The sequence below is a fragment of the Cyanobium sp. T1B-Tous genome (assembly GCF_024345475.1).
Taxonomy (GTDB): Bacteria; Cyanobacteriota; Cyanobacteriia; order PCC-6307; family Cyanobiaceae; genus Cyanobium_A.
This window is the reverse complement of sequence record NZ_JAGQBE010000013.1, coordinates 1-16,569: the sequence shown is the minus strand read 5'-3', so window position 1 is coordinate 16,569 and position 16,569 is coordinate 1. Positions and strand designations below refer to the sequence as shown.

The 16,569-nt window shown below is 66.5% G+C and carries 23 protein-coding genes; 12 read left to right on the top strand and 11 right to left on the bottom strand.

Annotated elements, in window-relative coordinates:
• Positions 1-3 precede the first annotated feature (3 nt).
• The 4 genes from gap to KBY71_RS05025 all read right to left on the bottom strand — a co-directional run bounded on the left by gap (position 4) and on the right by KBY71_RS05025 (position 2,726).
• Positions 4-1,005 carry a type I glyceraldehyde-3-phosphate dehydrogenase gene (gene gap / locus KBY71_RS05040; RefSeq protein ID WP_254927871.1) on the bottom strand — a complete coding sequence of 334 codons (1,002 nt, stop codon included), beginning with the start codon at positions 1,003-1,005 and terminating at the stop codon, positions 4-6.
• Positions 1,006-1,061: 56 nt separating this feature from the next.
• Positions 1,062-1,721: a TMEM165/GDT1 family protein gene (locus KBY71_RS05035; RefSeq protein ID WP_254927870.1), complete on the bottom strand. Its 660-nt coding sequence runs from the start codon at positions 1,719-1,721 to the stop codon at positions 1,062-1,064.
• A 61-nt stretch (positions 1,722-1,782) separates the two neighbouring features.
• Positions 1,783-2,196: a hypothetical protein gene (locus KBY71_RS05030; protein ID WP_254927869.1), complete on the bottom strand. Its 414-nt coding sequence runs from the start codon at positions 2,194-2,196 to the stop codon at positions 1,783-1,785.
• Positions 2,197-2,207: 11 nt separating this feature from the next.
• Positions 2,208-2,726 (bottom strand): pentapeptide repeat-containing protein, encoded by a 519-nt coding sequence (locus KBY71_RS05025; protein WP_254927868.1) that lies wholly within the window; start codon positions 2,724-2,726, stop codon positions 2,208-2,210.
• Positions 2,727-2,819: 93 nt separating this feature from the next.
• Here KBY71_RS05025 and KBY71_RS05020 point away from each other — a divergent pair, with 93 nt between their 5' ends.
• Complete coding sequence (locus KBY71_RS05020) at positions 2,820-3,185, top strand: YraN family protein (protein WP_254927867.1); 366 nt, start codon at positions 2,820-2,822, stop codon at positions 3,183-3,185.
• Positions 3,186-3,190: 5 nt separating this feature from the next.
• Here the strand turns inward: KBY71_RS05020 and KBY71_RS05015 are convergent, their stop codons facing one another.
• Positions 3,191-3,478: a hypothetical protein gene (locus KBY71_RS05015; RefSeq protein ID WP_254927866.1), complete on the bottom strand. Its 288-nt coding sequence runs from the start codon at positions 3,476-3,478 to the stop codon at positions 3,191-3,193.
• 24 nt (positions 3,479-3,502) lie between these two features.
• Here KBY71_RS05015 and rsmA point away from each other — a divergent pair, with 24 nt between their 5' ends.
• From rsmA to KBY71_RS04980, 7 genes are all read left to right on the top strand, one after another.
• A complete protein-coding gene (gene rsmA, locus KBY71_RS05010) occupies positions 3,503-4,348 on the top strand; it encodes a 16S rRNA (adenine(1518)-N(6)/adenine(1519)-N(6))-dimethyltransferase RsmA (protein WP_254927865.1) in 846 nt (281 codons plus the stop codon).
• Positions 4,341-5,276, top strand: a complete 936-nt coding sequence (gene ispE, locus KBY71_RS05005) for a 4-(cytidine 5'-diphospho)-2-C-methyl-D-erythritol kinase (RefSeq protein WP_254927864.1) — start codon at positions 4,341-4,343, stop codon at positions 5,274-5,276. Before rsmA ends, ispE begins: the two co-directional genes overlap by 8 nt.
• A complete protein-coding gene (locus KBY71_RS05000) occupies positions 5,273-5,623 on the top strand; it encodes a DUF3082 domain-containing protein (protein ID WP_254927863.1) in 351 nt (116 codons plus the stop codon). The genes ispE and KBY71_RS05000 overlap by 4 nt, the downstream gene beginning before the upstream one ends.
• Before the next feature lie 177 nt (positions 5,624-5,800).
• Positions 5,801-6,784: a pyruvate dehydrogenase complex E1 component subunit beta gene (locus KBY71_RS04995; protein WP_254927862.1), complete on the top strand. Its 984-nt coding sequence runs from the start codon at positions 5,801-5,803 to the stop codon at positions 6,782-6,784.
• Between the two features lies 1 nt (position 6,785).
• Positions 6,786-8,294 (top strand): protein translocase subunit SecD, encoded by a 1,509-nt coding sequence (gene secD / locus KBY71_RS04990; RefSeq protein ID WP_254927861.1) that lies wholly within the window; start codon positions 6,786-6,788, stop codon positions 8,292-8,294.
• Position 8,295: 1 nt separating this feature from the next.
• Complete coding sequence (secF, locus tag KBY71_RS04985; protein WP_254927860.1) at positions 8,296-9,285, top strand: protein translocase subunit SecF; 990 nt, start codon at positions 8,296-8,298, stop codon at positions 9,283-9,285.
• A 52-nt stretch (positions 9,286-9,337) separates the two neighbouring features.
• Positions 9,338-9,514 (top strand): hypothetical protein, encoded by a 177-nt coding sequence (locus KBY71_RS04980; RefSeq protein ID WP_254927859.1) that lies wholly within the window; start codon positions 9,338-9,340, stop codon positions 9,512-9,514.
• Positions 9,515-9,528: 14 nt separating this feature from the next.
• Here KBY71_RS04980 and KBY71_RS04975 read toward each other — a convergent pair whose 3' ends face one another.
• Genes KBY71_RS04975 through mnmH form a run of 4 tightly spaced genes read right to left on the bottom strand, consistent with a single transcriptional unit; the run spans position 9,529 to position 13,096 of the window.
• On the bottom strand, positions 9,529-10,530 hold the full coding sequence (locus tag KBY71_RS04975) for an AI-2E family transporter (protein ID WP_254927858.1): 1,002 nt from the start codon (positions 10,528-10,530) through the stop codon (positions 9,529-9,531).
• A gap of 4 nt (positions 10,531-10,534) precedes the next feature.
• Entirely contained in the window at positions 10,535-11,629 is a 1,095-nt protein-coding gene (locus KBY71_RS04970) for an AI-2E family transporter (RefSeq protein ID WP_254927857.1), read from the bottom strand.
• A gap of 4 nt (positions 11,630-11,633) precedes the next feature.
• On the bottom strand, positions 11,634-12,005 hold the full coding sequence (psb28, locus tag KBY71_RS04965) for a photosystem II reaction center protein Psb28 (protein WP_190389590.1): 372 nt from the start codon (positions 12,003-12,005) through the stop codon (positions 11,634-11,636).
• A gap of 50 nt (positions 12,006-12,055) precedes the next feature.
• Positions 12,056-13,096: a tRNA 2-selenouridine(34) synthase MnmH gene (gene mnmH / locus KBY71_RS04960; RefSeq protein WP_254927856.1), complete on the bottom strand. Its 1,041-nt coding sequence runs from the start codon at positions 13,094-13,096 to the stop codon at positions 12,056-12,058.
• Between the two features lie 68 nt (positions 13,097-13,164).
• Here mnmH and KBY71_RS04955 point away from each other — a divergent pair, with 68 nt between their 5' ends.
• Positions 13,165-13,893, top strand: coding sequence for a GUN4 domain-containing protein (locus tag KBY71_RS04955; RefSeq protein ID WP_254927855.1), 729 nt, complete (start codon positions 13,165-13,167; stop codon positions 13,891-13,893).
• Between the two features lie 55 nt (positions 13,894-13,948).
• A complete protein-coding gene (locus KBY71_RS04950) occupies positions 13,949-14,386 on the top strand; it encodes an ATP-binding protein (protein WP_254927854.1) in 438 nt (145 codons plus the stop codon).
• Here KBY71_RS04950 and KBY71_RS04945 read toward each other — a convergent pair.
• Positions 14,325-14,651 (bottom strand): DUF6439 family protein, encoded by a 327-nt coding sequence (locus KBY71_RS04945; RefSeq protein WP_254927853.1) that lies wholly within the window; start codon positions 14,649-14,651, stop codon positions 14,325-14,327. The two genes, KBY71_RS04950 and KBY71_RS04945, sit on opposite strands and share 62 nt — an antisense overlap.
• A gap of 61 nt (positions 14,652-14,712) precedes the next feature.
• Between KBY71_RS04945 and KBY71_RS04940 the strand changes: the two genes are divergently transcribed.
• Entirely contained in the window at positions 14,713-14,982 is a 270-nt protein-coding gene (locus KBY71_RS04940) for a hypothetical protein (protein ID WP_254927852.1), read from the top strand.
• Here the strand turns inward: KBY71_RS04940 and KBY71_RS04935 are convergent.
• The gene (locus KBY71_RS04935; protein WP_254927851.1) at positions 14,979-16,037 is read right to left on the bottom strand and encodes a class I SAM-dependent methyltransferase; all 1,059 of its coding nucleotides are present in this window, start codon (positions 16,035-16,037) and stop codon (positions 14,979-14,981) included. The two genes, KBY71_RS04940 and KBY71_RS04935, sit on opposite strands and share 4 nt — an antisense overlap.
• Positions 16,038-16,173: 136 nt before the next feature.
• Here KBY71_RS04935 and KBY71_RS04930 point away from each other — a divergent pair, with 136 nt between their 5' ends.
• Entirely contained in the window at positions 16,174-16,404 is a 231-nt protein-coding gene (locus KBY71_RS04930) for a hypothetical protein (RefSeq protein WP_254927850.1), read from the top strand.
• The last annotated feature ends 165 nt before the right edge of the window (positions 16,405-16,569 follow it).

The window sequence follows — 16,569 nt, the reverse complement described above, 5'->3', positions numbered from 1 at the left end:
TGCTCAGTCGACCGTGGCCATGTGGCGCATCAGGTCGATGCACTTGCAGCTGTAGCCCCACTCGTTGTCGTACCAGGCCACCAGCTTCACGAAGGTGTCGGTGAGGGCGATGCCGGCGTTGGCATCGAACACGGAGGTGCAGCTCTCACCGAGGAAATCCGTGCTCACCACCTCGTCTTCGGTGTAACCGAGGATGCCGGCCATCGGCCCCTCGCTGGCGGCCTTCATGGCGGCCTTGATCTGGTCGTAGCTGGCGGGCCTGGCCAGGTTCACGGTGAGGTCCACCACCGACACGTCGGGGGTGGGCACGCGGAAGGCCATGCCCGTGAGCTTGCCGTTGAGCTCGGGGATCACCCGGCCCACGGCCTTGGCGGCGCCGGTGGAGCTGGGGATGATGTTCTGGGCCGCACCGCGGCCGCCGCGCCAGTCCTTCACCGAGGGGCTGTCGACGGTTTTCTGGGTGGCGGTGGTGGCATGCACCGTCGTCATCAGCCCGTTGACGATGCCGAAGTTGTCGTGCAGCACCTTGGCGACCGGCGCCAGGCAGTTGGTGGTGCAGCTGGCGTTGGACACCACGTCCTGACCGGCGTAGGTGCTGTGATTCACGCCCATCACGAAGATCGGGGTGGCGTCCTTGGAGGGGGCGCTCATCACCACCCGCTTGGCGCCGGCGTTGATGTGGGCGCGGGCGGCCTCATCGGTGAGGAAGAAACCGGTGCTCTCGAGCACGTAGTCGGCCCCAACCTCGTTCCATTTCAGGTTGTTGGGATCGCGCTCAGCGGTGATGCGGATCGTCTGTCCGTTCACCACCAGCTGGCCGTTCTCCACGGCCACCTCCCCCTGGAAGCGGCCATGGGTGGAGTCGTAGCGGAGCATGTAAGCCAGGTACTCCACATCGATCAGGTCGTTGATGCCCACGACCTGCACATCCGTCAGGGCCATGGCACGGCGGAAGGCGAGACGGCCGATGCGGCCAAATCCGTTAATGCCGATGCGAATGGTCATCGTGGCGCTCCTAGGACCCTGAGTCGATGGACTGGGGCCACCTTACGGGGCGCGCTTCAGCCCAGGGCCTGTTGGAGGGCCGCCAGTCCGAACACGAGAAACAGGCCGCCACTGAGGCGGTACAGGAGCCGCTCGTTGACCCGTTGGCCGATCCACTTGCCGGCGCCCACCGCCAACCAGGTGACCAGGGCATGACCAAGCAAGGTGCCCGCCAGAAGTCCGGCAAAGCTGAACACCTGGGCTGGTGCGGTGGCCATGAAGATCGTGGTGAATTGGGTCCGGTCCCCCAGTTCCGCCACAAACACGAGGGCGAAGGCCTCCCAGATCACGGACCAGGCAGTGGTGAGGGGGTTGTTGGATTCCGCCGCATTGATGGCCTCCTCGGCCTCCTCGGCTTCCTCCTCGGCCGCGTCAGCGGCCATGCCCTGGGCATCGATCAGCAGCTTGAGGCCAAAAGCCAGAAACAGCGCCGCCGCCAGCCAGGGCACCACGGACTGGGGCAGCAATTCCCGCAGGCCGTAGCCCAGGGCCAGGGAGATCAGGGTGACCGCTGTGAGCGCGGCAAACGCCCCCAAGAACACCCAGCGGGCCCGGTGGCGCACCGCCAGGATCAAGGCCATGAAAAAGGTTTTATCGCCCAGCTCCGCGAGGGTGATGGCGGTGAGGCTGGAGCCGAAGGCGGCCAGGCTGGGGTCGCTGGAGAGGGGAACGGGCATGTCTTATGCCTACCTCAGCGAAGGCCCTGGGGCCGTAAAAGGGCACGCATCCACGGCGAAGTCAGGCGTCGTCTTCATCTTCCAGCAGCAGTTGCTGAAACGCGGTGTAAAGGTCGCCGTGCGCGGCGGCGGTACGGGCATCCGCGCGGCCCACGGTGTTGGCCCCCGCTGCTCTGCTGCGCTCCTTGCCTGGAGTGGGGGAGGGGGTGGAGCGTGATGCGTTCGGGACCGGGCCCTGGCGGCGGGCCTCCAACTCCCGTAACCGCTCCATCAGGTGCGGTGGCACCGTGCCATCGGGACTGACCTGCATCAGTTCGCGAAACAGGGCCTCGGGGTTCTCCTCCCGTTCCACGCGGTGGCGTTTGTCGGTGGCCTTGGTCGCGGCCTGCTGGGGAGGGGCCGGCGTGGGCAGAGGTTGGGGCAGACGGCGGCCGAGGGCCTCAAGGCGTTCGCGGCTGCGGGCGTCGAAGCTCATGACGGGTCGGGTCAGCTGCAGCCGAGGGTGGACCGGGTGTCGCGGCCGGTGACGGGATTCGTGCCGCTGGCCACGCCACAGAGGGTTTTGAGGGCGTCAGCCCGCAAAGGCACGTTGGTGAAGTCGGCACCCTCGATCACCACGTTGGTGAACTTGGTATTGAAGGCAAAGGCATCTTCCAGCACCGCATTGCTGAGGTTGGTGCCATCAAAGATCGCGGAATCGAGCGTGGCCTCCCGCAGGTTGGTGTTGCTGAGATCGGCGTCTTGAAGCTTGGCGCCAAACAGGCTCGCCCCCTGCAGGTCGGAGCCGGCGAAGCTGGCATCCCGCAGGTTGGTGAGGTTGAAGGTGGCACCCCGCAGATCCTGATCGTGGAAGTCGGCACCGATCAGCACCTGCTTGGCCACATCCATTGCGGCCACGGCTGGGGCGATGGGTCCGATCCAGCTGAGGGAGAGGGCCAGCAACACCCCTGACACCAGACGGACAAGGCGGCGAGGTGCCCAACCGGGCGAGGACGGCGGGAGCATGGCAGCAGGGAAGCTGCCGCAAGCCTAGGGAGGCCCTTTGGTGCGGTCAGGACGGGTTTGGTGGGAACCCTGAACCAGCTCAGGATGGTCTCGATGCCGCGCACCGCCGCCCGCCGTCAGGGGGATTGGGCTGAGCAGCGGGTGCTGCGGCTGCTCCGGGCCAGGGGGTGGCGCCTGCTGTCCCATCAGTGGGGGTGTCGCTGGGGCGAACTGGATCTGGTGCTGGAAAAGTCCGGCCGGCTGCTGCTGGTGGAGGTCAAGGGCCGGCGCCGCCAGGGGCCCGATGGCTGGGGGGTCGCTGGCCTGCGACGGCAGAAACGGCGACGGTTGGAGCAGGCCTGGAGCTGCTGGCTTGCGGCCCACCCGCAGTGGGCGGAGAGTCCCGTGGAGCTGGTGTATGCCCTGGTGCCCCTCGCCCCCACAACCGCTCCCGTGCGCTGGATACGGCCCCAAGGCTGAGGGTTTTAGGGGGATGGGGCGGGGCTAGGGGCCGGACTGGTCTCGCTGGCGGGTTGGAATTCCACCGTGCACAGGTAGCGGATGTTGCCGATGCCCACCTCCACCTCCTGGCAGCGCTCGGCAGTGACGGTGGCTCCCGCCGGCAGCTGTTCGCGGGCCCGTTCCAGGGCGTTGCTCTGGTCCCAGATCGAGGAGGCCGTGACGCTTCCCGCCCGGGCAGGGGCACTGAGCAACGGCAGGCCCACGGCCCCGAAGAGGGCCAGCAGGAGGAGGTGGGGCCGGGAAACAGGCAAGGTGGAGGAACTGCGACGCCATCCATGAGTTTTGCTGCCCACCGCGCCCGCAAGCGCTTCGGCCAGCACTGGTTGGTGGATCAAACGGTGCTGGGCCAGATCGTGACAGCGGCCGAGCTGGATGCCGGCGACCGGGTGTTGGAGGTCGGTCCGGGGCGCGGGGCCCTCACGGAGCGGCTCTTGGCGTCCCCTGCGTCGGCAGTCCTGGCGGTGGAGCTGGATCGGGATCTGGTGGAGGGTCTGCAGGGTCGCTTTGGCGATCAACCGCGCTTCAGCCTCACCTCCGGGGATGTGCTGGCGGTGGAGCTGCCGGGGGCCAACAAGGTGGTCGCCAATATTCCGTACAACATCACGGGCCCCTTGCTGGAACGCCTGGTGGGCCGGTTGGATCGGCCCGCAGCCCAGCCCTACGAGCGACTGGTGCTGCTGGTGCAGCGGGAGGTGGGGGAACGCATCCGCTGCCAGCCCGGCAGCAGCGCCTACTCGGCCCTGAGCGTGCGGATGCAGCTGCTGGCCGACTGCCGGTCGGTCTGCCCGGTTCCCCCCCGCTGCTTCCAGCCGCCGCCGAAGGTCCACTCCGAAGTGATCGTGTTGGATCCGCTGCCGGCGTCGCAGCAGCTCGACCCCCAGGTGGCGCGCACGGTGGAGCAACTGTTGAGGCGCTGTTTTGCCGCCCGTCGCAAGATGCTGCGCAACACCCTGGCGGGGTTGCTGCCGGAGGCTGAGCTGGCTTCCCTCACCGAGGCTGCGGGTATGGGTTTGCAGCAGCGGCCCCAGGACATCGCCCCCGAGGGTTGGGTGGCCTTGGCCAACGGTTTGAATCAGGCGATGCGCGCAACGGACCCGGTCCCCACTTCCGCCCATGGCTGACCTGTGTGTGCGGGCCCCCGCCAAAATCAACCTGCACCTGGAGGTGCTCGGGCTGCGTTCCGACGGCTTCCACGAGCTGGCGATGGTGATGCAGTCCATCGATCTGGCCGACACCCTGAGGATGCGCCCCACGGCGGATGCCCAGATCAGCCTGCGCTGTGACCGCAGCGACCTGCCCACGGACGGCAGCAACCTGATCGTGCGGGCCGGCGAGCTGCTGCGTGCCCGTTCGGGCTTTACGGAGTTGGGGGCCGAGATCGTGCTCGAGAAGCGCATTCCGATCGGTGCCGGTTTGGCTGGGGGCTCGAGCAACGGGGCGGCGGCCCTGGTGGGCCTCAATGCCCTCTGGGGCCTCGGCTTTGATGGCGCAGCCCTGCACGCCATGGCGGCTGAGCTCGGATCCGACATGCCGTTCTGCCTCGACGGTGGCACCCAGCTGTGTTTCGGTCGCGGGGAGCGGCTGGAGCCGTTGGTGCCTGAACAGCCCCTCAACCTGGCCGTGCTGTTGATCAAGCACCCCGAGGTCAGCGTGAGCACACCCTGGGCCTATGGGCGCTGCAAGGCCATGCGCGGCGACTTTTACCTGGATGGGGAGCCCGACTTCGCCCAACGCCGGCAGGCGTTGCGCGAGGGCCCGCTGCTGCAGGCCCTGCTCCAGGGTTCGGCCCTGCCCTCGCTCCGCAATGACCTGCAGGCTGTGGTGGAACCGGAGGTTGGCAGCGTGCGGCAGGGCCTGGCCCTGCTGCGCCAGACGGAACGCCCCCTGGCGGTGGCCATGAGCGGATCGGGCCCGAGCCTGTTCGCCCTGTTCGCCCACCTCGCCGAGGCGCAAGCGGCCCATGCCGCCCTGGCGGCCCAGCTGGAGGCGGCGGGCTTTGAAGCCTGGTGTTGTGGCTTCAGCCGCCAGGGTGTCAGCCTGGACCCGTGACTGATTCCGATCCCAGCTCCAGCCCTGCCCTGGAGACCCCAGCCTCCACCAGGCCCCGAAAGGGGCCGCTGAGTTTTCTGTCCGGTTCGCTCACCGCCGGCCTGCTGGCCTGGCTGGCCCTGGGCTTGAGCCAGCGGCTGGTGGCCTACTACGCCCTGCATCCGCCCAGCTATGGCTCGGCGATTGCCCAGAGCATTGCCACTGCCCTCAAGACCCTGATCGTGGGCATGTCCTTCCTGGCCACCTTCAGCTTTGCCTTCATCGCCCTGGGCCTGGGCCTGGTGTTCGTGCAAAGCCTGGTGTCCGGCTCCGGATCAGCCCCTGCCGAGGCCGACAAAACCGCCTAGCTTCCCGTCACTGGCATCGGTTCATGACTCCCCACGACCTGGGCCTGCTGGTGACGCTGCTGCTCCCCGGCATGCTCCTCTCGGTGCTGCTGCTCTCCACCTTCGCGGCTGGCGGCTGAGCCGGATCCGCCGCTGGCGGCTGAGATAGGTTGGCGGCCATACGGTGCAAGCCCAGACGTGGCAGAGACCCTGCTGTTCAACGCCCTTCGTGAAGCCATCGACGAAGAGATGGCCCGCGATCCCCACGTCTGCGTGATGGGCGAGGACGTCGGCCAGTACGGCGGCTCCTACAAGGTCACCAAGGACCTCTACGAGAAATACGGCGAGCTGCGGGTGCTCGACACCCCGATTGCCGAGAACGCCTTCACCGGCATGGCGGTGGGCGCGGCGATGACGGGCCTGCGCCCGATCGTGGAGGGCATGAACATGGGCTTCCTGCTGCTCGCGTTCAACCAGATCTCCAACAACATGGGGATGCTCCGCTACACCAGCGGCGGCAACTTCACCATTCCCACCGTGGTGCGCGGTCCCGGTGGCGTGGGGCGCCAGTTGGGGGCAGAGCACAGCCAGCGCCTGGAGGCCTACTTCCACGCCGTGCCGGGCATCAAGATCGTGGCGGTGAGCACCCCCACCAACGCCAAGGGCCTGATGAAGGCCGCCATCCGCGACAACAACCCGGTGCTCTTCTTCGAGCACGTGCTGCTCTACAACCTCTCCGAGGACATCCCCGACGGCGAGTACACCTGCGCCCTCGATCAGGCGGATGTGGTGCAGGAGGGCAGCGACGTCACGATCCTCACCTACTCCCGCATGCGTCATCACTGCCTTAAGGCGGTGGAGCAGCTGGAGAAGGACGGGGTCAGCGTGGAGTTGATCGATCTGATCAGCCTCAAGCCCTTCGACATGGAGACCATTGCCCGCTCGATCCGCAAGACCCATCGGGTGATCGTGGTGGAGGAATGCATGAAGACGGGCGGCATCGGCGCCGAGCTGCTGGCCCTGATCACGGAGCAGTGCTTTGACGACCTCGACGCCAGGCCGATTCGCCTCTCCTCCCAGGACATCCCGACCCCGTACAACGGCGCCCTGGAAAACCTGACGATCATCCAACCCCACCAGATCGTCGACACCGCCAAGCAACTCCTCGCCGGTCAACTCTGAGATGGCCCGCCAACAGGGGTGGTTTGCCCTGATTCTTGCTCTGGCGATCGCTGCGGGAGCCCTGCTCGCCTCCTTCCCCCTCCAGCTGGGTCTCGACCTCCGGGGCGGCAGTCAGCTCACCCTGCAGGTTCTGCCTGCCGGGGCGGTCAAGTCGGTTCAGAAGGAACAACTCGATGCGGTGAAGGAGGTGCTTGATCGGCGCATCAACGGCCTGGGTGTGGCGGAGTCCACGCTTCAGACCGTCGGCGACGATCAGCTGGTGCTGCAGTTGCCCGGAGAGCAGGATCCCTCCCGGGCCGCCGCCGTGCTCGGCACCACAGCCCTGCTGGAGTTCAGGGCCCAGAAGCCCGGCACGGAACAGCAGATGCAGGGCTTGCTCCGCCTCAAGCGCCAAGCCCAGGCCGTTCTCAACCAGAAGAAGGCCAAGGCTGCCCAAGCCGACCCCACAGGCCAGCCTGAGCCGGCCCAGCCCCAGGTGACCATCAAGGCCGAGGAGCTCGCCGCGTCCCTGGCCTCCCTGGGAATCCAGGTGCCGCCCGGCAGCAGTGAAGCTGACCAGCTCGACCTGCTGCTCAAGGCCGTCAACACCCGCATCGTGGAGCTGTACGAGCCGGCCCAGCTCACCGGCAAAGACCTCACCACCGCCGGCCGTCAGCAGCAACAGACCGGAACCGGTTGGGATGTGACGCTGTCCTTCAACCGCGAAGGGGGCGTCAAGTTCGCCCAGCTCACCCAGGGCATCGCCGGAACAGATCGCCTGCTGGGCATCGTTCTGGATGGCCGTTCGATCAGTGAGGCCAGCGTGGGCCCGGAATTCAAGGCAGCCGGCATCAGCGGCGGTTCGGCCAGCATCACCGGCAATTTCAGCGCCGAGGAGGCCCGTGATCTGGAGGTGCAGTTGCGAGGGGGCTCCCTGCCGCTGCCCGTCAAGATCGTGGAAGTCCGCACCGTGGGGCCGTCCCTGGGTGCGGACAACATCCGCACCAGCCTGGCGGCTGCCCTGAGCGGCCTCTTCCTTGTGGCCGTGTTCATGCTTGTTGTGTACCGGTTGGCCGGGGTGGTGGCGGTTCTGGCCCTTTCCCTCTATGGCCTGTTCAATCTCGCTGTCTACGCGCTAATCCCAGTCACCCTCACCCTGCCGGGGATCGCCGGGTTCATTCTTTCTCTCGGTATGGCGGTGGACGCCAATGTGCTGATCTTTGAGCGGATCAAGGAGGAACTGCGCTCCGGAAACACCCTGATTCGCTCGATCGATACGGGCTTTTCACTGGCGTTCTCCTCGATCCTGGATGGCCAGGTCACAACCTTGATCAGTTGTGTCGCCCTGTTTGCCCTTGGTACGGGATTCGTCAAAGGTTTTGCGGTAACCCTCGGCATCGGTGTGCTGCTGAGTCTGTTCAGCGCACTCACCTGCACCCGAACCCTGCTGCGGGTGCTGATGAGTTATCCAGCTCTGCGACAGATTTCGTATTTCATCCCCGTGTCCCAGCGTTCTGAAGGCATTGCTTGATATGGCCAATCCTTCCGTGATTGCTCAGTCCGCTAATGGGCGAACAGGCCTTTTCGCCTTTCGGGTTAACCGCCATCGGCGCCAACTGTGGCTGCTCTCCAGCGTGGCCATCGTGCTGAGTCTCCTGGGCATGGCCATCAGCTGGTTGTCCCCATCGATCCGCGCACCGTTGCGTCCAGGTCTCGATTTCACCGGTGGAACCCAGATCCAGATCGAGCGGCTTTGTGAACCGTCCTGTGCAGACCTCAAGCTGGGCAGCCTTGAAGCATCGCTGCGAACCCTCAAGCTGCCAAGCGCCGAAGGCGAGCCCGCGCCTGCCCTGTCCGCCGCCGCCGTTCAGTTGCTCGATGGTGGCCGCTCCGTGGTGATGCGGCTGCCCAGCCTCAGCCCTGACCAAGCCGAGCTCGTGTTGAACACCATCGGCCCCGTGGTGGGGGAGACCGTGCCCGGGGACCTTTCTGTGGACACCATTGGGCCAACTCTGGGTGCCCAGTTGCTCAAGGCCAGCCTGTTGTCGCTGTTGGTGAGTTTTGTTGGAATTTCCCTTTACATCACCTTTCGCTATGACCGTGTCTATGCGCTGTTGGCGTTGCTGTGTCTAGCCCATGATGTCCTGATTACCTGTGGCCTCTTCGCCTGGCTGGGCCTGGTGTTCGGCGTGGAAGTCAACAGCCTGTTTGCAGTTGCCCTGCTCACCATCGCTGGGTATTCGGTGAATGACACGGTGGTGATCTTTGACAGAATCCGTGAGAAGCGAAACGAGCTCAAGGAGCTCCCCTTGGCGGATCAGTCCGATGAAGCCGTGATCAGCACACTCACCCGCTCCGTCTACACCTCGCTCACCACCCTTCTCCCCCTGATTGCCCTGATTTTCTTCGGGGGCAGCACCCTGTTCTGGTTTGCCATTGCCCTGAGTTTCGGCATCGTGATCGGTGCCTGGTCGAGCATCGCCGTGGCACCAACGCTCCTGCCGGTACTGTCCCGTCGCTGAAGCTGCCCCCACCGCAGGCCCCCGCAGGCGCAGCAGCCGCAGCTGGTTCGCCGTGCCGTTGCTGTTAGGGGTTCTGGCCCTGCTGGATCTCCGGGTGGAACTGCAATTGCTTGGGGATCACTTCACCCTGGCTGCCCTGGCGGCCGCGGTGCGCAGCCATCCTCTGGCTGTGGCTGTTTTGCTGCTGTGGCCCTCGCTGTTGCAGCACTACCGCAGGCGGCGAGAGTGACCCCGGGCTGAAGTTCAGGCCCAGCGATCCATCACTTCTTTCACCACCACTTCCTCACAGAACACCTGCAGCACCACCACCAGGGGCAGGGCCAGGAGCACGCCCGGTAAACCCAGCAGGGCCCCCAGGCACAGCTGGGCCGTGAGAGCGACGGTGGGGAGCAGGTTCACGGTGCGCCGCAGCAGCATCGGGGTGAGCAGAAAGGCCTCGGCGTTCTGGAGCACAAGACGCAGCACCAACACCTGCACCATTTTTCCGGGGGACACCAGCAGCGCCACCGCCAAGGGCAGCAGGGTGGCAGCCGTGGGACCAATGGTGGGCACGAAGGTCAGCAGACCACACACCAGGGCGCTGAGCAGGCCCAAGGGCACTCCCAACAGGGCCAATCCAGCCCAGGTGAGCAGAAACACGCTGACGGCGGAGAGGGTCATGCCGGCCAGCCAGCCACCCAGCGCCTGGCGGCATTCCGTCAGCAGGCTGCGCATCTGGGGCCGCCAGAAGTCGGGGGTCATCGCCACCACCACCTTCTGGTGACTGCGGGGATCGAGGGCCAGCAGGATGGCCAGCAGGGCCATTAGCAGCAGCTGGATGGTGGTGCTCGCGGCCCCTCCAGCAAAGCCCAGCAGTTGGCTGCCGAGGGGCTGCAAACGATCCCAGGTGCCCAGTTGCATCAATTGCCGTTCCAGGTCGGGCATCCAAGTGACCTGGCGGGCCAGGCTGCTCAGCCGTTCAGCCAGGGCCGGCAGCAGGGCCGTGAGTTGATTGACCTGCTCGAGCAGTTCTGGCAGCAGCAGCTGGCCGAGCAGTCCTCCCACCAAGACCAGCACCACCAGCACCACGATGAGGGCGGTGGGTCGGTTCAGCGGCAGCAGCCGTCGCAGCAGGGTGATGGGCACATCCAGGGCAACCGCCAGCACCACGGCGCCGAACAGCACCAACAGCACCCAGCGCAGTTCCCAGGTGAGCAGCCCGAGCACGATCAGGGCCAACGCCCCGAGCACCGTGCGGCCGTTCATGGGATCAGGCCTCCAGCCGTTGGCGTTTCCATGGATCCAGGATGTCGTGGATCAGCACCTCACGCACGATCACCTGCAGGCATACCGCCAGGGGCAGGGCCAGCAGCAGGCCCAACGGCCCGAACACCACGGTGAACAGCAGCTGGGCCGTGAGGGTGAGACCCGGCAGCAGCCGCAGCTGGTGGTGCATCACCGAGGGGGTGATCAGATAGCTCTCCAGGTTCTGCACGGCGATGTAGAGAACCAGCACCGCCAGGGCCTTCCAGGGGGCATCCAACAGCGCCACCGAGACCGGGAACACCGTGCTCAGGGTTGGCCCCACGTTCGGGATGATGTTGAGCAACCCCGCCAACAGCGCATTGGCGGCCACCAGCTTCACCCCCAGCAGGGAGAGCCCGATGGCGGCCAGGGTGCCCACACAGAGCGAACTGATCAGCACCCCCACCATCCAGGCACTCAGGGCTTCGCCGCACTGCACCAGGATCTGGCGGAAGCGGCGCCGGTAGAAGGAGGGCACCAACAGCACGGCGACCTCGCGGTAGGGAGCCGGTTGAACCGCCACCATCAGGGCCACCGCCACCACGAACAGCCCCTGGAGTACGGCCGTACCCAGGCCGCCGGCCAGGCCCAGCAGACGCAGGGCGCCGCTGCTGAGGCTGGGTCCAAGTCCGGAGCTCAATCCGGAGGACAGGCCGGAGGTTCCGGGGTTCCCAATCAGGCCGTTGCGCAACCAGGAGACGCTGTCGCCAGCACTGCCGTAGAGCATCTGGCTGGCGTTGGCCAGACCACTGCGCAGCAGATCCAGCAGGGTTGTGGCGGCTGTCGGAAGCTTGGCAATCAGCTGGGCGAACTGGTCGACGAAGGGGGGGATCACGGCGGTGGCCACCACCGTGAGCACCAGGGCCACCACCCCCAGGCTGAGCAGCAGGGCCAGCGGTCTGGAGCAGTTCAGCCGGTTGCGGATGGCCCCCACCAGGGTGCAGAGGGCCATCGCCAGGACCACGGCTGCAAACAGGTGCATCAGGCTCTGGCGCAGGCTCCAGAGGAGGGCCAGGGCTGCCACCAGCCCCAGCAGCCCCAGCCATTGGCCGAATTTCAAGGGATCAGGCCTCGTCCTGCTCTCCCTGATCTTCGCCCTGGTTGCCGGAGAAACCGAGATCGTGACTCTCGGCGTAACGCTGGGCGAAACGCATGAAGCGATCGAAGTCCTCGGTGGTTTTCCAGGTGTAGGTGCATTCCAGAGCGCTGGCCTTGCCGTTGACAAAGCGGGCCTTCACCTCCCGGCTCACCAGTTCGCCCTCCTCATCCACCAGAAACATGCCGGTGATGTCCCCCATGGTTTCGGGGGCGAGGGCGTCAGGCTCTTCGAACACGAACAGGGCCTGACCCGTGCGCCCATCCCTTGATCGCGTCAAGCGGATGTCGGGCACGACCGGCTCATCCACTCCACGGAAGAACTGAATGGCGGCGCCCATGGCAAGAGGGGACAAAAATCAATCCTAGGAGTCAGCCCCAGCGGCCTCCGTTAGGGGGTCATGGCACAGGACGGATCCTGGAGCAGCCGCAGGGCTGCGACTCCCGCCTCCAACCCGGCGAGATCAAAGCAGGCCCGCACCGGCCGGTCGCGCCGACTCAACTCATGGTCGTAGCAGCGGTCGTAGTAATCGAGCATCTGCAGGCAGGCTCCGGCCCAGTCGCTGCGGTCGATCGCCTCTAGGGCCGCCGCCGTGCGCTGGGGGCCGAGGCGCCGGGCAATGCGTTCGGTGGCCTCCCGCAGGGGGGCCTGGCCCTGGCCGCCATAGACGGCGACGAGCTGGTCCAACCGCTCAGCCAGGGGCCGCAGGATCTCGACCGCCGGGGCTGTCCCCATCTGCCGCCACAGACCGTTGGGGATGCGGCAGCGGCCCACCTGGGCACTTTCGGCTTCCAGCCAGATCGGACCACGGCCCTTCAGGGCCTGCAGGGCCGTTGCCAGTCGATTCTCGTAGTGCTCGGTGCTGGGCTGCTCCGGCAACCCCAGGCCGCCGAAGCTGCTGCCCCGGTGATGGGCCAACCCCTCCAGGTCCACCACAGCGGCACCCTGTTCCCGCAGCGCCAGCAGCAGATCCGTTTTGCCCGTGCCCGTGCGCCCGCCCAGGATCAGCAGGGGCCAGGGCTGCTCAAAGGTGGCCAAGACCCAGCGCCGGTAGGCCTTGTAGCCCCCGTCGAGCACCAGCACCGGCAGGTCCAAGGTGGCGGCCAGCCAAGCCACGCTGCCTGACCGCATGCCCCCCCGCCAGCAGTGCAGCCGCAGGGGGGCTCCTGCCTGCGCCAGGTTCTGGAGTTCGCGTCCGAGCGCTGCGAGTTTGGGGCCCACCAACTCCAGGCCGAGCTGTACGGCGGCCCCGCGCCCTGCCTGCTTGTAGCAAGTGCCCACCTGGGCTCTCTCGTCGTCGCTGAACAGGGGCAGGTTGTGGGCTCCCGGAATGTGTCCCTGGGCGAATTCCTGCGGGCTGCGCACATCCACCACCGGCCCCGCGTTGGAGAGGAAGGCATCCGCAGGAAGGGGGGGGCTGGCGCCCGGCATCGCTGACGAGGATCTCTGCTGACATAGTGGGCCCACGCTGGCACCGCTTCAGGCTCGGCCTCCCTTCCATGCTTTCCGGACCTCCGGTCACCGCCACCGCTACCGCCAGCCCAGGCGCCCTGTTGGAGCGCTTCCAGGCCGCCAACGGCCGTCAACGCCGTTCCCTGGTCACGACCCTGCAGAGCCGTCGCCAGGAGCTGCGGCCCCTGATTGCGGACCATCTCGCAGGCCTCGATGCCACCGGCGATGACTGGGCCGCTGGGTTCCTGATCCAGATGCTGCTGGAGGAGGGCGATGGGTTGCAGAACGACTTTCTGAGTCGCTACCCCGATGGCTGGCTGGCCACCGTGTCCGCCTGCGGTGTCGACTACGCCCCGCTCCAGCGGGCCCTGATGGCCCAGCACTTTGAGGAGGCCGATCGGCTCACCAGTGCCCTGCTCCGGGAGCTGGCGGGTGCAGACGCCGTGCGACGAGGCTACGTCTATTACAGCGAGGTGCCGCCCATGCCCTCCGCCGACCTCGACAGTCTGGATCGGCTGTGGGTGTGTTTCTCCCGAGGCCGGTTTGGCTTGTCCGTGCAGGGAACCCTGCTCGCCAGCTGCAACGGCCGTTGGGAGCTGCTGTGGCCCAAGTTGGGCTGGAAGGATGGTGGCCTGTGGACCCGCTATCCGGGCTCCTTCCAATGGTCGATCGACGCTCCGGAGGGCCACATGCCGCTGGTGAACCAGCTGCGCGGCGTGCGGCTGATGGATGCCCTGCTGCGCCATCCGGCTCTGCAACAGCGCATCAAGGCCTGAGTCAGGGGGCCGGCCACGGCGTAGGGTCAAACCGGACCCTGCGGATCCGGGCCGAATGGCGCTGCGCTGGTCGGATTTCATCACCCCCTCCACCCTGCAGCTGGCCCCGCTGCTGGAGTTGTTGATCGAGCCGGTGCGCTGTCTGCAACTTCAGAGCCAGGTGCAGTTGGGTCTCCAGGAAGCCCTGGTGAATGCCGTGCGCCATGGCAATGCCTGTGATCCCTCCAAGTGCCTGCGGGTCCGCCGGATCGAAACACCCCGCTGGCTCGTGTGGCAGGTGCAGGATGAGGGGCCTGGGTTTCCGGCTGAATCCCGCAGCACAACCCTGCCCGAACAGCTCGATGCCGCCAGTGGCCGAGGCCTGTTTCTGATTCACCACTGTTTCGACGACGTGCGCTGGAGCCAGCGGGGCAACCGCCTGCAACTGGCGGTCAGCCGTCAGCGGGCGGAGCTGCTGTCGCCGGCCGGTGGCTGGGGCAACCGGGATCGCTGACCTCAGCCCGGAGCCAGCTCAGGCCATGTTCCACCAGGGCGATCGCCTCCTGGCGGGCTGGGCTGGGCTGGGGCGCCCCGGGGTCGTCCCCGCTGAGCAACAGCACCAGCGCTGCAGCCAGCTGTTCGGCGCCTCGGCGGGAACGCTGGGCCTTGAGAGCGTGCCAGTCACGATCGCCGATCGCCAACAGGCGTTGCAGGGCCACGGCCTGCTCCAGGGCGCTCTCTGGCCAGCTGCGTTGGGGCTTCGCCAGGGACTTGGACACTGGACGTTTGCCTGAGGAAGGCCCCATCCTGATGCCAGACCCCTGACGCTGGGTGCAGCCCATGCCGCTAAGACCCCTCGGCCACCACCCCGTGCGACAGCCGATCCGGCTTCTGCATCTGCTCGATGGCCTGCTCACCCAGGCCTCCCTGACAGCCAACAGCTCGGGGGTGACCCAGCGGCGGCAGCGGCAGCGTCTCGCCTTGACCCAGCGGTTGCTGGATCCCCTCCCGGCCGAGCTGGCCCCACCGCATCGTCAGGACGTGCTCTTCTGGCGGGGGCTGCGTTGGGCCACCGCCGGGCTCCTGCTGGCCTGGTGTTTGAAGCGCTAGCGGGGTTTGCGCGCCGTCCACACCCGGGTCATGAAATGGGTTTCGGCGGTGATTCCCTCAAACCCGCAACGGCGCAGTCGCCCCTCAATGTCGTCGCTGATGTAGTCCCGGTAGTAAGGCTCGTGGAACACCCGCCGAAAGTTCTCCATCACGGCACTGAACTGGGGTGAATCGGCCAGTTGCACCGAGTCGGCCAACACCACCACCCCACCCGGTTCCAGCACCCGGAACGCGTCCTGCAAAACGTTTTGACGGGCGTCACCGGGCAGTTCATGGAACAGGAAGACGCAGGTGAGCCCCTGGAAGGTGCCCTCGGCGAACGGCATGCGCTCCCCGTTTCCCTGCACCAGCTGGGGCAGTTCCCCTGGCAACTCGCTCAGCCACTTGTTGGCCTGCCGCAGGTAGGCACTGGAGAGGTCCAGGCCAAACAGTTGGGCTTTGGGCAGGGCTCCGCGGATCTGACGCAGGGTCCGGCCGGTGCCGGTGGCCACATCCAGCACCCGGATCTGCCCCGCCGGGCGGTCTGAAAAGGCCCGGATTCCCCGCAGCAGCGGAGCCAGCAAGCGGCGCCGCATGGGATCGGCCGTGCCGTTGAACAGGATCTCCACCTGCAGGTCGTAGAGGGCGGCGGAGTGGTCGCTCAGGTAGCCGTCGGTCTGGTGATGGAAATTCTGGAGGTAGTACTCCGGGAAGTCCTCCGGGTCGATGCTGCTGGGCAGGTCGCGCACCTTGCGCTCCTGGCGCCGGCTCCAGGTGCTGGGCATATCCAGCCAGACCAATGGATAGCGGCTGGCCCAATCCAGCCAGGGCGCATCAAACAACAGCGACGGTGGATACAGCCCCTGTTCGGCTTCCTGCCAGTCCCGTTCGTGCAGCGCATCCATCGCCTGCTTCAGCCGGCCGAGCAATTCCGGCGGCACCGGCACCGTCTTCGGGGTGCCTTCTGGTGCCAGCAGGCCCATCAGCCGGGTGCTGACTTCCTTGTGGGTCACCCCCAGCAAGGCCTTGCCCTGTTGCAGCGTCTGGTAAGCCAGCTTGGTGAGCTGATCGGGCATGGATCGAGCGAGGCGACCCCCATTTCAGCGGATCTGGCCGGCGACCGCGCCTGCAACGTCCTGTGAAGCCTTGGCCATTTCGTAGCAACCGCTACAGAAGTGGGGTCATGCTGGAACCACAGATCCAGGAGGCTCCATGGACGACTCCCGTTTTCAGCCACTGGCTCCCGATCCCGAATTTCAGACCTGGAGCCGCCAACACGCCCAAGCCACGCGGCTGCATGCCGCTGAGTTGGCCCAGATCACCCAGCACCACGACCTCAACCCCGCCGGCGATGTCGTGCACCAGATGGAGGCCTGGGCCAGGCGCCAAGCCCGCGAGAAGCACCTGCACGACAGTGCCATCGCCCAAATCCGCCATGCATGAAAAAAGCCCTGGCCGAAGCCAGGGCTTGAGTCGCGCGATCAGGCGTCGTAGTACATCACGTACTCGTGGGGGTGGGGCCGCTGGCGCAGCTGCTGCACTTCCTCGTACTTGAGGGCGATCCAGTTGTTGATGAAGTCTTCGGTGAAGACGCCACCGGCCAGCAGG

Bases quoted from the DNA above. Each gene is read 5' to 3' on its own strand.
- gap (WP_254927871.1), bottom strand. From the start codon at position 1,005: ATGACCATTCGCATCGGCATTAACGGATTTGGCCGCATCGGCCGTCTC.
- KBY71_RS05035 (WP_254927870.1), bottom strand. From the start codon at position 1,721: ATGCCCGTTCCCCTCTCCAGCGACCCCAGCCTGGCCGCCTTCGGCTCC.
- KBY71_RS05030 (WP_254927869.1), bottom strand. From the start codon at position 2,196: ATGAGCTTCGACGCCCGCAGCCGCGAACGCCTTGAGGCCCTCGGCCGC.
- KBY71_RS05025 (WP_254927868.1), bottom strand. From the start codon at position 2,726: ATGCTCCCGCCGTCCTCGCCCGGTTGGGCACCTCGCCGCCTTGTCCGT.
- KBY71_RS05020 (WP_254927867.1), top strand. From the start codon at position 2,820: ATGCCGCGCACCGCCGCCCGCCGTCAGGGGGATTGGGCTGAGCAGCGG.
- rsmA (WP_254927865.1), top strand. From the start codon at position 3,503: ATGAGTTTTGCTGCCCACCGCGCCCGCAAGCGCTTCGGCCAGCACTGG.
- ispE (WP_254927864.1), top strand. From the start codon at position 4,341: ATGGCTGACCTGTGTGTGCGGGCCCCCGCCAAAATCAACCTGCACCTG.
- secD (WP_254927861.1), top strand. From the start codon at position 6,786: ATGGCCCGCCAACAGGGGTGGTTTGCCCTGATTCTTGCTCTGGCGATC.
- secF (WP_254927860.1), top strand. From the start codon at position 8,296: ATGGCCAATCCTTCCGTGATTGCTCAGTCCGCTAATGGGCGAACAGGC.
- KBY71_RS04975 (WP_254927858.1), bottom strand. From the start codon at position 10,530: ATGAACGGCCGCACGGTGCTCGGGGCGTTGGCCCTGATCGTGCTCGGG.
- psb28 (WP_190389590.1), bottom strand. From the start codon at position 12,005: ATGGGCGCCGCCATTCAGTTCTTCCGTGGAGTGGATGAGCCGGTCGTG.
- mnmH (WP_254927856.1), bottom strand. From the start codon at position 13,096: ATGCCGGGCGCCAGCCCCCCCCTTCCTGCGGATGCCTTCCTCTCCAAC.
- KBY71_RS04955 (WP_254927855.1), top strand. From the start codon at position 13,165: ATGCTTTCCGGACCTCCGGTCACCGCCACCGCTACCGCCAGCCCAGGC.
- KBY71_RS04950 (WP_254927854.1), top strand. From the start codon at position 13,949: ATGGCGCTGCGCTGGTCGGATTTCATCACCCCCTCCACCCTGCAGCTG.
- KBY71_RS04940 (WP_254927852.1), top strand. From the start codon at position 14,713: ATGCCGCTAAGACCCCTCGGCCACCACCCCGTGCGACAGCCGATCCGG.
- KBY71_RS04935 (WP_254927851.1), bottom strand. From the start codon at position 16,037: ATGCCCGATCAGCTCACCAAGCTGGCTTACCAGACGCTGCAACAGGGC.
- KBY71_RS04930 (WP_254927850.1), top strand. From the start codon at position 16,174: ATGGACGACTCCCGTTTTCAGCCACTGGCTCCCGATCCCGAATTTCAG.